Here is a 15,432-nt window from a genome sequence, read left to right as displayed (position 1 = left end):
TCAGCCCTCCTCGGTCTCGTCATCCGGTTGCCCGTTGTTCAGGGCCATCCTGATCAGGCTTTCGGCATCCAGTTCGTCGATCGCGTCGAGGTCCGCCGTCTCGTCCGGGGCTACGGCTCCGTTCGCGCCGTCGGGATGCACTCCGGCGAGCTCCAGCAGCGCGTCCAGCAGTCCGGCGGAGCGCAGCGTCGCCAGCGGCACGGTCTGCAGCGCTGCGCGGATCGCCGTCTCGTCCCGGCCGTTGGCGGCACCGTGATCCCCGCCGGCGGTCTTCGGCGCGATTCGCTTGATCAGGTAGTCGACGACCGCTCGGACCGATGGATGGTCGAACACCAAGGTGGTCGGTAGCCGGAGCCCCAGCGCGGCGCCGAGCCCGTTCCGCAGCTCCACCGCCGCCAGCGAGTCGACGCCCAGCTCTTGGAACGCCTGATCCACCGGCACCGACGCGGGCGTATCGTGGCCGAGCACCGCCGCTGCCCGCGCACGTACCAGTTCCATCACCGCTGCCTGGCGCTCAGCAGCAGACAGCTCAGCCAGCCGCTCGGCGAACGAGCCACTGCCCGCCGGAGCATCCGCCGCAGCCCTGCGCCGCACCCCGACCAGATCACGCAACAACGCCGGCAACCGCTCCGCCGACCCCGCACGCAACGTACTCAACGACCAACCGGCCGCCACCACCACACCCCGACGGCCCTCGGCCACCACCCGATCCAGCACCGACAGACCCACACCAGCAGACAGCGGGATCAACCCCTCCCGCACCATCCGCTCCCGCTCCCGATCGGACAACCGACCGGCCATACCCTCCTCGGCATCCCACACACCCCACGCCAGCGAAACCGCCGGCAAACCAGCCGCGGTCCGAGACACCGCCAGCGCATCCAACGCAGCATTAGCAGCCGCGTAATTGCCCTGCCCCGCCGCACCCAACGTGCCCGCCAGCGAAGAGAACACCACAAACCGCGCCACATCCCGCTTACGCGTCAGCTCATCCAGATGCCAGGCCGCATCCACCTTCGGCCGCAGCACCGCCTCCACCCGCTCAGCCGACAACGAACTGATCACCCCGTCATCAACCACCCCCGCCGTATGCACCACCGCGCGCAGGTCGGGGACGTCCTCCAGCAGAACGGCGAGAGCGTCCCGGTCGGCCACGTCACAGGCGGCGACCGCCACCTCGGCACCCTGCCCGGCCAGCTCGTCGCGCAGCTCGGCAGCGCCAGGAGCATCCAGGCCACGGCGAGAGACCAGCACCAGATGCCGCACACCATGCTCGGCCACCAGATGCCGGGCCACCAGTGCGCCGAGCCCGCCGGTGCCACCGGTGATCAGCGTGGTCCCATCGACCGGCCACATGGCGTCGGCATCCTTGCCGCCCACCTGGCCGGCAGCCCCCGGCGATGGGGAGGCTCCACCGTCCGGGTCGGGGGATGCGAGGTGCGTCATCCGGGACGCCCACAGTTGGCCGCCGCGCAGCGCCACCTCCGGCTCGCCTAGCGCCAGCGCGGCACGCACACCACCCGCAAGGCCGTCCTCACCACCGTCGATGGTGACCGGCACAGCACTCGCCGATGCCCCCTCCGTGCCGAGGGCGACCTGCGCGCCTTCCAGCTCTGGGTCGAGGTCGATCAGGGTGATCCGGCCGGGTTCCTCCGCCTGCGCGGCCCGTACCAGGCCCCAGACCGCCGCCTGCGCCGGGTCCGGCGTCTCTCCATCGGCCACGGCCACGGCGCCCCGGGTCACCACCACTACCGGTCGCGTGTCGCCCTCGGCCAGCCAGGTCTGCAGCTCGCTAAGCACTTGTCCGACGGCCCGCCGTACCCGCACCGGTACGTCGCCGTCCACCGGCCTGCCGTCACCAGCCCCCGCATCTCGGGCAGCAGATCCCGCTCCCACTGAAGAAGCGGCATCCAGCATCGTGACATCCAGCGCCCCGGCAGCGGTGTTCGTCGCCAGCGGCCGCCAGGCCACCTCGTACAACCACCTGTCCGGGACCGTGCCGCTCAACTGCTCGGGAGCGAGCGGTCGCGCGGTCAGCTCCTCCACCGACACCACCGGGCGACCGGACGGATCGGCGATATCCAGCCGGGTGACCGCGTCACCCTCCAGCCGGCGCAGCCGCACCCGCAATGAGGTGGCACCGGCGGCATGCAGGCTGACGCCACTCCAGTTGAACGGGATCAGCGGACCAGCCTCCCCCAGCCCGTTGTCCTGCCCGGCCAGCATGCCCACGTGCATCGCCGCGTCGAGCAGCGCCGGGTGCACGCCGTAGCCCGCCGGGTCGGCGACGTCGGTCGGCAGCGACACCTCGGCGTAGAGGTCGTCACCGTGTCTCCAGGCGTGGGTGAGGCCGTGGAAAGCGGGGCCGTAGCCGTAGCCGTGGTCGATCAGGCGGTCGTACAGGCCAACGACGTCCAGCGGCTGGGCGTCCGGCGGCGGCCAAGCGTGGTGCAGGTCGGCGGGAATGCTGGGGGTGGGGGTCAGGGTGCCGGAAGCGTGCCGGGTCCAGTGACCGTGGTCGTCCTTCGAGTGGATGCCGACCTGGTACCGGCCGTCCTCGTCGGGTGGACTCAGGATGATCTGGAGAGTGATGCCATCACTGTCGGGGATGGGCAAGGGGGCGTGGAGAGTGAGCTCGTCGATGGCCGGGCAGCCGACCTGGTCGCCGGCGCGCAGGGCAAGCTCGACAAAGGCGGTGCCGGGCAGGATCGCGGTGCCATTGATGGCATGATCGGCCAGCCACGACTGAGCGGTGACCGACAACCGGCCCGTCAAGATGGCGCCGCCGTCGGGCTGCTCCACCACCGCACCCAGGATCGGGTGGTCGGCGGCACCCAGACCAAGCGCGGCCGGGTCACCAGCCGGAGCCGAGTGCACCCAGTAGCGACGGTGCTGGAAGGGATAGGTGGGCAGATCCAGATGGCGGATGCGGGTGCCGGCCGTTCCGGCCCCGGTGGTCCAGGCAGGCCCGGCATTCCAGTCCACGCCGATGCCACACGTCCAGGCCAGACCCAGCCCGGAGACCAGTTGAGCGGTCTCGTCCCGGTCGCGGCGCAGCAACCCCACCACCGTTGGGTCGCTGCCGTCAGCACTGCTGGCGTCACCGTCTTCGTCGTGGGCGAGCGTTTGCTCGATCATCGGGGTGAGCTGGGCGTCCGGACCGGCCTCCAGGAAACAGCCGACCCCATGCCCGCGCAGGGTGGTGATGGTGTCGGCGAACCGGACCGGCCGCCGTACATGCTCGACCCAGTAGCCGGGCTCGATGATCTCCTCGCCGGCCAGGTCACCCGAGACGTTGGACACCAGCGCCAGCTCCGGACGCCGCAAGGTCAGCCCCGCCACGACCTGCTCGAACTCGGCCAGCATCGGCTCCATCAGCGGCGAATGGAACGCATGCGACACCCGCAACGGCCGCGTCCGATGCCCCTGCTGCCGCGCCCACTCGACGACCTCGGCAACCTGGTCGGCCGCACCCGAGACCACCACAGCGCCCGGCGCGTTCACCGCCGCCACAGCCACCCGGTCGAGCCCCGCCAGCACCGGCGCGATCTCTTCTTCACCGCAGCCGATCGCAGCCATCGCACCGCCGGCCGGAAGGGCCTGCATCAACCGGCCACGAGCAGCCACCAACCGGCACGCATCCGCGAGATCGAGTACTCCGGCCACGTGCGCGGCGGTGATCTCGCCCAGCGAATGCCCGGCCACGAAGTCGGGCTGGACCCCCAGTGATTCCAGCAGCCGGTACAGCGCCGTCTCGAAAGCGAACAGCCCGGCTTGCGCGAACACCGTCTGATCCAGCACCCCATCGGCACCACGCTCGCCGAGGATGATCTCCCGCAGGCCCCCCGCAGCATCGGTGGCGGAGAACTCGGCCTCCAGCAACGCACACGCCTCGTCAAAAGCGCGCGCGAACACGGGGAAAGCCGCGTACAGCTCGCGGCCCATACCCGACCGCTGAGCACCCTGACCGGAGAACAGCACCGCCACTCGACCCGGCCGCACCCGGCCCTGCGCCACCGAGGCCGCCAACTCTCCGACCGTCGGCTCACCCGCAGCCAGCGCCCGCAACCCGGCCAGCAGACCCTCCCGGTCCACCGCCGACAGCACCGCCCGGTGCTCCAGGGCGGCCCGGCGCACCAACCCAGCCGCCACCTCCACCAGACCGGCCTCGTCATGCTCGGCCACGAACCCGGCCAGCTGGCCGGCCTGCGCCCGCAACGCTGCCTCGCTCTTGGCCGACACCACCACAGGGACCGGAACCGGCGAGACCGCAGGGTCGGCCGCTGCGGCCGGGCGGCCGTCCCGCTCGCCCGACGGCTCGCTCGTGAGCGGCTCGTCCTCGGCCGGGGGTTCTTCGAGGATGATGTGGGCGTTGGTGCCGGAGATGCCGAACGACGACACTCCCGCCCGGCGTGGACGGTCCGCAGCACGCGTCCAGGGCTGGGGTTCGGTGAGCAGCTCCACCGCTCCGCCGGACCAGTCCACCTTCGACGACGGCGCATCGACGTGCAGCGTCTTGGGCAACAGGCCGTGCCGCATCGCCAGGATCATCTTGATGATGCCGGCCACCCCGGCCGCCGCCTGAGTGTGACCCAGGTTCGACTTCACCGACCCCAGCCACAACGGCGACTGCCGATCCTGCCCGTAAGCCGCCAGCAGCGCCTGCGCCTCGATCGGGTCGCCCAGCGCAGTGCCAGTGCCATGTCCTTCGACCACGTCCACCTGCGCAGGACGGATCCCCGCGGACGCCAGCGCCTGAGCGATCACCCGCTCCTGGGAAGGGCCGTTCGGCGCCGTCAGCCCATTCGACGCCCCATCCTGATTGACCGCACTACCGCGCAGCACCGCCAGCACATGGTGCCCATTGCGGCGAGCGTCCGACAACCGCTCCACCACCAGCACACCCACGCCCTCGCCCCAGCCGACACCATCAGCCGCCTCGGCGAACGACTTGCACCGCCCATCAGCAGCCAGACCCCGCTGCCGCGAGAACTCCACGAACGCATCCGGCGTGGCCATCACCGTCACCCCGCCCGCCAGCGCCAGATCACACTCACCCGAACGCAACGCCTGCGCCGCCAGATGCAACGCCACCAACGACGACGAACACGCCGTGTCCACCGACACCGCCGGCCCTTCCAAGCCCAACGTGTACGCCACCCGGCCCGAAATCGTCGCCCCACCCGTACCCGACGGCGCATAGTCGTGATACATCACCCCGGCGAACACCCCGGCACTACTCTCCCGCAGCGACGTCGGATCAATCCCAGCCCGCTCCAACCCCGCCCAGCACACCTCCAGAAACTGCCGCTCCTGCGGATCCATCTCCGCCGCCTCACGCGGACTGATCCCGAAGAACGCCGGATCGAACTCCGCCGCCCCGTACAGGAACCCACCCTCCCGCGCATAACTACGACCCGGCTTCCCCGGCTCCGGATCATAAAGACCCGCGACATCCCAGCCACGATCACCCGGGAACCCACCGACCGCGTCCACACCATCGACCAGCAACCGCCACAACCGCTCCGGGTCATCCACCCCACCCGGATAACGACAGGCCATCCCCACGATCACGACGGGATCATCGGTGACGGCCGCCGGACGCCGCGTCCTCCGCTGGTCGGCCTGCCCGCCCACCAGTCGGCGCAGTACGAAGTCCGTGAGCGCCTTCACCGACGGGTGGTCGAAGATCAGCGTCGCCGGCAGGGTGAGCCCGACCGCCCGGCCCAGCCGGTTCCGCAGGTCCACTGCCATCAGCGAGTCGACGCCCAGTTCTTGGAAGGCCCGGTCCACCGGGACCGACTCGGCCGCGCCGTACCCCAGCACGGCGGCCGCCTGTGTGCGGACCAGTTCCGTCACCGCTGCCTGGCGCTCAGCAGCAGACAGCTCAGCCAACCGCTCGGCGAACGAGCCACTGCCCGCCGGAGCATCCGCCGCAGCCCTGCGCCGCACACCCACCAGATCACGCAACAACGCCGGCAACCGCTCCGCCGACCCCGCACGCAACGTGCTCAACGACCAGCCGGCCGCCACCACCACACCCCGACGGCCCTCGGCCACCACCCGATCCAGCACCGACAAGCCCACACCAGCAGACAGCGGGATCAAGCCCTCCCGCACCATCCGCTCCCGCTCCCGATCGGACAACCGACCGGCCATGCCCTCCTCGGCATCCCACACACCCCATGCCAGCGAAACCGCCGGCAAACCGGCCCCGGTCCGAGACACCGCCAGCGCATCCAACGCAGCGTTGGCAGCCGCATAGTTGCCCTGCCCCGCCGCACCCAACGTGCCCGCCAGCGAAGAGAACACCACAAACCGCGCCACATCCCGCTTACGCGTCAACTCATCCAGATGCCAGGCCGCATCCACCTTCGGCCGCAGCACCGCCCCCACCCGCTCAGCCGACAACGACGTGATCACCCCGTCATCCACCAGCCCAGCAGCGTGTACCACCGCGCGCAGGGGGTGGGCGTCAGTGATCTCCTCCAGCAGCACGGTGAGGGCGTCCCGGTCGGCCACGTCGCAGGCGGCGACCGCCACCTCGGCACCCTGCCCGGCCAGCTCGTCGCGCAGCTCGGCAGCGCCAGGAGCATCCAGGCCACGGCGAGAGACCAGCACCAGATGCCGCACACCATGCTCAGCCACCAGATGCCGGGCCACCAGGGCGCCCAGACCGCCGGTGCCGCCGGTGATCAGCGTGGTCCCGTCGACCGGCCAGGCCGCTCCGGGCTCATCGCCGAGGCGGGCCCGCTCCAGCCGGGGTACCCATGTCCGGTCGCTGCGGATGGCCACTTCTGGCTCGTCGCCGGGTAGCGCCAAGCTCTCCAGGGTGCTCAACTCCGGCCGTGCGGCGGACCCTCCCGTACGCACCGGCTCCAGGTCGACCAGCGTGATCCGGCCGGGGTGTTCCTGCTGGGCCGCACGTACCAAGCCCCAGACCGCCGCGCCCGCCGGGTCCGGCGTCTCTCCGTCGGCCACGGCGACCGCGCCCCGGGTGGCCACCAGCACGGGCCGCTCATCCTCTTCCGCGAGCCGGTCCTGAAGCTCCGCCAGCACCGCTGCGACGCGGCGCCGTACCCTGTCCGGCAGGTCGCCGGCGTCGTCGTCGGCGCCGCCGGTGGCGTCCACCACGACCGTGCCGTCACGCAGCGCCGACTCTCGCTCATCGTCTGTGGAGGCCCCGGTCAGCGGTCGCCACACCACCTCGGTGAGCCAGCGCGCCACCGACGCCGCGGTCGGTGCCGACGGATCCGTCTCGGCCACCGGCCGGGACGCCACCGTCTCCACGGTGGCCACCGGCCGTCCGGTGGGGTCGGCCAGGTCCAGCCGGAACCCACCGTCCGGCTCCGGGTGCAGCCGTACGCGGAGTGCGGTGGCACCGATGGCGTGCAGGGTGACGCCGTTCCAGTTGAACGGGATCAGCGGGCCGCCCTTCCCGGCGTCCTCTCCGGCCAGCAGCACCACGTGGGTCGTCGCGTCGAAGAGGGCGGGGTGCAGGCCATATCGGGTGGTGGGTCCGGCTTCTTCGGGGAGGGCTACTTCGGCGTAGAGGTCGTCGCCGTGTCTCCAGGCGTGGGTGAGGCCGTGGAAAGCGGGGCCGTAACCGTAGCCGTGGTCGATCAGCCGGTCGTACAGGCCGGTGACGTCCAGCGGCTGGGCGTCCGGCGGCGGCCAAGCGTGGCGCAGATCGGCGGGCATGAAGGGGGTCGGAGTGAGGGTGCCAGTGGCGTGCCGGGTCCAGCTTCCGTCATCGTCTTTGGAGTGGATGCCGATCTGGCGGCGGCCGTCTTCGTCTGGTCCGGTCACAGTGACCTGGACGACGACGCCGCCGCTGGTGTCGTTGGTCGCGTCGGGGATGGGCAGGGGGGTGTGCAGGGTGAGTTCGTCGATGGCCGGGCAGCCGACCTGATCGCCGGCGCGCAGAGCTAGCTCGACGAAGGCGGTGCCGGGCAGGATCGCGGTGCCGTTGATGGCATGATCGGCCAGCCACGACTGAGCGGTGACCGACAACCGGCCGGTCAGGATGGCGCCGCCGTCGGGCTGCTCCACCACCGCACCCAGGATCGGGTGATCGGCGGCGGTCTGGCCGAGCGCGGCCGGGTCGCCGGCTGGAGCCGACTGCAGCCAGTAGCGGCGATGCTGGAAGGGATAGGTGGGCAGGTCCAGGTCGCCGGTGCGGGCGCTGGCGGTCGGCCAGGCAGTCCAGTCCACGGCGGTGCCGCAGGTCCAGGCCTGTCCCAGTCCGGTGACCAGCTGGGTGATCTCGTCCCGGTCGCGGCGCAGCAGGGCCACCACGGAGGGCTCTTCGCCGTCGTCGTGGGTGAGGGTTTGCTCGATCATCGGGGTGAGCTGGGCGTCCGGGCCGGCCTCGATGAAGCAGCTGACTCCCTGCTCGCGCAGGGTGGTGATGGTGTCGGCGAACCGGACCGGCCGCCGTACGTGCTCGACCCAGTAGCCGGGGTCGGTGATCTCCTCGCCGGCCAGGTCACCTGAGACGTTCGACACCAGCGCCAGCTCCGGACGCCGGAAGGTCAGCCCCGCGACGACCTGTTCGAACTCGGCCAGCATCGGCTCCATCAACGGCGAGTGGAACGCATGCGACACCCGCAACGGCCGGGTCCGATGCCCCTGCTGCCGCGCCCACTCGACGACCTCCGCGACCTGGTCGGCCGCTCCCGAGACGACCACCGCGCCAGGCGCGTTCACCGCGGCAACGGCCACCTGGTCGTGCTCGGCCAGTACCGGGGCGATCTCTTCTTCGCCGCAGCCGATCGCGGCCATCGCGCCGCCGGTCGGAAGTGCTTGCATCAACCTGCCGCGAGCGGCCACCAACCGGCACGCGTCCGCGAGATCGAGTACTCCGGCCACGTGGGCGGCGGTGATCTCACCCAGCGAATGCCCGGCCACGAAGTCGGGCTGGACCCCCAGCGATTCCAGCAGCCGGTACAGCGCCGTCTCGAAGGCGAACAGCCCGGCTTGCGCGAACACCGTCTGATCCAGCACCCCATCGGCACCACGCTCGCCGAGGATGATCTCCCGCAGGCCCCCTGCAGCATCGGTGGCGGAGAACTCGGCCTCCAGGAGTGCACACGCTTCGTCGAAGGCGCGGGCGAACACCGGGAAAGCCGCATAAAGGCCGCGGCCCATGCCGGGCCGCTGGGCACCTTGGCCGGAGAACAGCACCGCTACCCGGCCCGGCCGCACCCGGCCCACGACCGCCGACTCCAGTTCCCCACCCGCCAGCGCCCTCAGCCCGGCCAGCAGGCCCTCCCGGTCCGCCGCCGGCAACACCGCCCGGTGCTCCAGGGCGGCCCGGCGCGCCAGCCCGGCCGCCACCTCCACAGGACCGGCCTCGTCATGCTCGGCCACGAACCCGGCCAGCCGCCCGGCCTGCGCCTGCAACGCCGCCTCGCTCTTGGCCGACACCACCACCGGAAGTACCAGAAGCGCGGCGGTGTCTTCCGTCTCGGCGGAGATGGCAGCTTGCTCTTGGGTGGGCTCCCCATCGCCCCGCACCGCGTCGGCCACGATCTCCGACGACGGCTCAACCGTGTCGGCGCCGACGGCCGACAGCTCCTCAGCAGGCGGCTCTTCCAGAATCACGTGAGCGTTGGTGCCGGAGATGCCGAACGACGACACTCCCGCCCGACGCGGCCGGTCCGCAGCACGCGTCCAGGGCTGGGGTTCGGTGAGCAGTTCCACCGCTCCGCCGGACCAGTCCACCTTCGACGACGGCGCATCCACATGCAGCGTCTTGGGCAGCAGCCCGTGCCGCATCGCCAGGATCATCTTGATGATGCCGGCGACCCCGGCCGCAGCCTGGGTGTGGCCCAGGTTCGACTTCACCGACCCCAGCCACAACGGCGACTGCCGGTCCTGCCCGTAAGCCGCCAGCAGCGCCTGCGCCTCGATCGGGTCGCCGAGCGCCGTCCCCGTACCGTGCGCTTCCACCACGTCCACATCGCCCGGCGTGAGCCCAGCGGCCGCCAACGCCTGAGCGATCACCCGCTCCTGCGAGGGGCCGTTCGGCGCGGTCAGGCCGTTGGAGGCGCCGTCCTGGTTGACCGCGCTGCCGCGCAGCACCGCCAGCACCCGATGGCCACGACGCCGGGCGTCCGACAACCGCTCCACCACCAGTACACCGACGCCCTCGCCCCAGCCGACACCGTCAGCCGCCTCGGCGAACGCCTTGCACCGCCCATCAGCAGCCAGGCCCCGCTGCCGCGAGAACTCCACGAACGCATCCGGCGTGGCCATCACCGTCACCCCACCGGCCAGCGCCAGATCACACTCACCGGCGCGCAACGCCTGCGCCGCCAGATGCAACGCCACCAACGACGACGAACACGCCGTGTCCACCGACACCGCCGGCCCCTCCAGGCCGAACGCGTACGACACCCGCCCGGAGACGACACTCCCCTGTGTTCCGGTGGCCACCAGACCCTCGGCCTCCGGTGTGGCGACCGCGCCGGAGCCGTAGTCGTTGGCCATTACTCCGGCGAACACCCCGGTCGGGGTGCCGCGCAGTCCGGACGGGTCGATGCCTGCGTGCTCCAGGGCCTCCCAGGAGGTTTCCAGGATGAGCCGCTGCTGGGGATCCATCGCCACCGCTTCGCGCGGGCTGAGCGCGAAGAACTCCGGGTCGAAGTCGGCGGCACCGGACAGGAATCCGCCGGTACGTACGTACGACGTTCCCGCGTGGTCGGGATCCGGATGGAACAGCGATCCCAGGTTCCAGCCTCGGTCTGTGGGGAAGCCGGTGACGCCATCACGGTCATCGATCAGCAACTGCCAGAGGTCCTCTGGACTGGTGACCTGGCCAGGGAAACGACAGGCCATCCCGACAACCGCGATCGGATCATCAGCATGACCGGCGGCCGGGGTGGCCTGAACCGGACGGCGGGCAACGGTACCCGACAGAGCCGCGTCCAGATGCGCCGCCAGCGCGCGCGGAGTGGGGTGGTCGAACACCAAAGTGGGAGTGAGCCGCAGTCCCGTCTCCGCGTGCAGGCGGTTACGCAACTCCACCGCGGTCAGCGAGTCGAACCCGAACTCCTGGAAAGGCCGATCGGCATCGATGGCCTGAGCACTGTCGTGACCCAGGGTGGCCGCCGCCTGACCGCGCACCACGTCCAGCAACCGCCGCTGCCGCTGCGGAGCCGACAGATGCGCCAGCTCCGCCACCACCGGCCGCACCCCACCATCGGCGCCATCCGCACCATCGGCCGGGGCGGCGGCGGGACGCGCGGCAGGACCGGCCAGCTCACGCAACAAAGCGGGCAGATCGCCACGCCGGCCCAGCGCGGCCGGATCGAACCGGGCCGGCACCAAAAGCGCCCGACCCGCCTGCAAACCGGCATCCAGCAGGGCCAGGCCCTGACCCGCGGTCAACGAGACCAGCCCCGCCGCCCGCATCCGCGCCTCATCCCGCGCACCGATGCGGCCGGCCATGCCCCGCTCCTCCGACCACGGCCCCCACGCCAGCGACACCGCCGGCAACCCGGCCGCAGCCCGCGCCACCGCCAGAGCATCGACGAAGGCGTTGGCAGCCGCGTAGTTCCCCTGCCCGGCCCCGTCCACCACCCCGGCCAGCGAGGAGAACACCACGAACCTGGCCAGACCACCGTCGCGGGTCAGCTCATGCAGATGCCAGGCCGCGTCCACCTTCGGCCGCAGCACCGCCTCCACCCGCTCAGCCGACAACGACGTGATCACCCCGTCATCCACCACCCCCGCCGCATGCACCACCGCACGCAGATCGGGGACGTCCTCCAGCAGAACGGCGAGGGCATCCCGGTCGGCCACGTCGCAGGCGGCCACCGTCACCTCGGCACCCTCGCGGGTCAGCTCGTCGCGCAGCTCGGCAGCGCCGGGAGCGTCCAGACCACGGCGAGAGACCAGCAGGAGCTGCCGCACGCCGTGCTCAGCCACCAGATGCCGCGCCACCAGAGCACCCAGCCCACCCGTGCCGCCGGTGATCAGCGTGGTCCCATCAACCGGCCAAGCCGCCACGGGCTCCTCGCCGGCCTCCTCCCCATCCACAGGCGACGAGGAAGCTCCACCGTCCGGATCGACAGACTCCACATGCGACAACCGCGGCGCCCACAACCCGCCGCCGCGCAACGCCACTTCCGGCTCACCGCAAGCCAGCGCGGCACGCACATCATCCGCGAGGCCGTCCTCACCACCGTCGATGGCGGCCGGTACAGCACTCGCCGATGCCTCCTCCTCACCGAGACCGGCCTGCGCGCCCTCCAGCTCTGGGTCGAGGTCGATCAGGGTGATCCGGCCGGGCTCCTCCGACTGAGCGGCCCGTACCAGGCCCCAGACCGCCGCCTGCGCCGGGTCCGGCGTCTCTCCGTCGGCCACGGCGACCGCGCCCCGGGTCACCACAACCACCGGCCGCGGATCCCCTTCGGCGAACCAGCCCTGCAAGTCGGCCAGGACAGTACCCAGAGTGCTCCGCACTCGTTCGATCACATCGCCGGCGTCCTGGGCACCGTCTGTGGAATCGATGACGAGTGGGTCGCCGGTGGCCGCCGCGCTGAGGGGTGCCGACGCCGCCCCCAACTGCCGCCACGCCACTTCGAACACGGAAGGACGGTCGGTGACGGCGGCTCCACCCGATTGCGGGCGGCCCGGGGGGAGCAGCCAGTAATGCCGCCGCTGGAAGGCATAGGTGGGCAGGTCCAGATCGCCGATGCGGGCACCGGCCCTTCCGGCCCAGGCCGGCCACGCGGTCCAGTCCACACCGGTGCCACACGTCCAGGCCTGGCCCAGTCCGGCGACCAGTTGGGCGGTCTCGTCCCGGTCGCGGCGCAGCAGCGCCACCACCGAGGGCTCCTCGCCGTCGTGGTAGGCGAGGGTTTGCTCGATCATCGGGGTCAGCTGCGCGTCCGGACCAGCCTCCAGGAAACAGCCGACCCCGTTCTCGCGCAGGGTGGTGACGACGTCGGCGAACCGCACCGGCCGGTGCACATGCTCCACCCAGTAGCCGGGCTCGGTGATCTGCGGCCCGGCCAGCTGCCCGCTCACCCCCGACACCAGCGCCACGGTCGGCGGGTGGAACGCAAGCGAGGCCGCCACCGCAGCGAACTCGGCCAGCATCGGCTCCATCAACGGCGAGTGGAAGGCGTGCGACACCCGCAACGGCCGCGTCCGGTGCCCCTGCTGCCGCGCCCAGTCGACGACCTGCTCCACCTGATCGGCCGCACCCGAGACCACCACCGCGCCGGGCGCGTTCACCGCAGCCACAGCCACCCGGTCGAGCCCCGCCAGCACCGGAGCGAGGACATCCTCGCCGCAACCGATCGCCGCCATCGCGCCGCCGGCCGGCAACGCCTGCATCAACCGGCCACGAGCAGCCACCAACCGGCACGCGTCCGCCAAATCCAGCACCCCGGCCACATGCGCCGCAGTGATCTCACCCAGCGAATGCCCGGCCACAAATTCAGGCCGGACCCCGAACGACTCCAGCAGCCGGTACAACGCCGTCTCAAAAGCGAACAGCCCGGCCTGCGCGAACACCGTCTGATCCACCACCCCATCAGCACCACGCTCGCCGAGGATGATCTCCCGCAGGCCCCCTGCAGCATCGATGGCGGAGAACTCGGCCTCCAGCAACGCACACGCTTCGTCGAAGGCACGAGCGAACACCGGGAAAGCCGCATACAACTCACGACCCATCCCCGACCGCTGAGCACCCTGACCGGAGAACACCACCGCAACCCGGCCCGGCCGCACCCGCCCCTGCACCACCGAACCCGCAGACTCACCGGCCGCCAGCGCCCGCAGCCCGGCCAGCAGACCCTCCCGATCGGTAGCCGCGACCGGCACCACCACTCGGTGCTCCAGGCCGGCCCTTCGGGTCAACCCGGCGGCCACGTCCAGCACATCGACCTGATCGTGCTCGGCCACGAACCCGGCCAGCCGCTCGGCCTGCGCCCGCAGCGCCGCCTCGCTCTTGGCCGACACCACCACAGGCACCGGCACGGCTGGGCCTGACGATGCCTCCGCAACCGTCGGCTCCTCGACGGGCGGCTCTTCCAAGATCACGTGAGCGTTGGTGCCGCTGAAGCCGAACGACGACACCCCGGCCCGGCGCGGCCGGCCCTCGACCCGCGGCCACTGCCGGGCCTCGGTCAGCAGTTCCACCGCGCCGCCGGACCAGTTCACCTTGGAGGACGGGGCATCGACGTGCAGCGTCTTCGGCAACAGCCCGTGCCGCATCGCCATGACCATCTTGATCACACCGGCCACCCCGGCCGCCGCCTGCGTGTGGCCCAGGTTCGACTTCACCGAACCCAGCCACAACGGCGACCGCCGCCCCCGGCCATACGTGGCCAGCAGCGCCTGCGCCTCGATCGGATCGCCGAGCGCGGTCCCCGTACCGTGCGCTTCGACCACGTCCACGTCCGCGGACACCAACCCGGCGGCCGTCAGCGCCTGCGAGATCACCCGCTCCTGAGAAGGGCCGTTCGGCGCGGTCAGCCCGTTGGAGGCCCCGTCCTGGTTGACCGCGCTGCCGCGCACCACGGCCAGCACCCGGTGCCCGTTGCGGCGGGCGTCCGACAGCCGCTCCACCACCAGCACCCCGACGCCCTCGCCCCAGGCGGTGCCGTCAGCGGCGTCGGCGAACGCCTTCACCCGGCCGTCCGGGGCCAGCCCCCGCTGCCGGGCGAACTCGGTGAAGGTCTCCGGCGTGGACATCACCGTCACGCCACCGACCAGCGCCAGATCGCACTCGCCCGAACGCAACGCCTGCGCCGCCAGGTGCAACGCCACCAGCGACGACGAACACGCCGTGTCCACCGACACCGCCGGCCCCTCCAGGCCGAACGCGTACGCCACCCGCCCGGACACCACACTCCCGTGCGATCCGGTGCTGAGCAGGCCCTCGGCCTCGGGCACGTCCCGGCCGTAGCCGATCGCGTAGTCCGGAGCCATCACCCCGACATAGACCCCGGTACGGCTGCGCCGCAGCCCGGACGGGTCGACGCCGGCGTGCTCCAGGGCCTCCCAGGAGGTCTCCAGGATGAGCCGCTGCTGCGGGTCGGTGGCGGTGGCCTCGCGCGGGCTCATCCCGAAGAAGTCGGCGTCGAACTCGCCGGAGCTTTCCAGGAACCCGCCACGGTTCACGTAGCTGGTTCCCGGGCGGGTCAGCTCCGGATCGTAGAGCGCGTCCACGTCCCAGCCCCGGTCGGTGGGGAAGCCGGAGAAGCCCTCCCGCTCCGCGGCCACCAGGCTCCACAGCTCCTCCGGGGTGGCCACCCCGCCCGGGTACCGGCAGGCCATGCCGACGATCGCGATCGGCTCCCGGGCCCGCTCCGTCACCTCGCGCAGCTGCCGCCGGGTCTCCTGGAGATCCGCGGTGGCCCTGCGCAGGTAGTCACGCAGCCGGTCATCGCCCGACATGAGTCATCTCCCCCG

At 71.6% G+C, this 15,432-nt stretch carries 1 protein-coding gene; it reads right to left on the bottom strand.

Annotated elements, in window-relative coordinates:
* Complete coding sequence (locus tag SMD20_RS40730; protein WP_329591474.1) at window positions 1-15,417, bottom strand: type I polyketide synthase; 15,417 nt, start codon at window positions 15,415-15,417, stop codon at window positions 1-3.
* Between the last annotated feature and the right edge of the window lie 15 nt (window positions 15,418-15,432).

It is taken from the genome of Nonomuraea sp. LP-02 (genome assembly GCF_036289125.1).
Taxonomy (GTDB): Bacteria; Actinomycetota; Actinomycetes; order Streptosporangiales; family Streptosporangiaceae; genus Nonomuraea; species Nonomuraea bangladeshensis.
Note: the sequence above shows the minus strand (reverse complement) of the source record. Positions and strands in the feature narration are given on the sequence as shown.

What these genes read in the sequence shown, in the direction of transcription:
- SMD20_RS40730 (WP_329591474.1), bottom strand. Translation starts at nt 15,417, where the DNA reads ATGTCGGGCGATGACCGGCTGCGTGACTACCTGCGCAGGGCCACCGCG.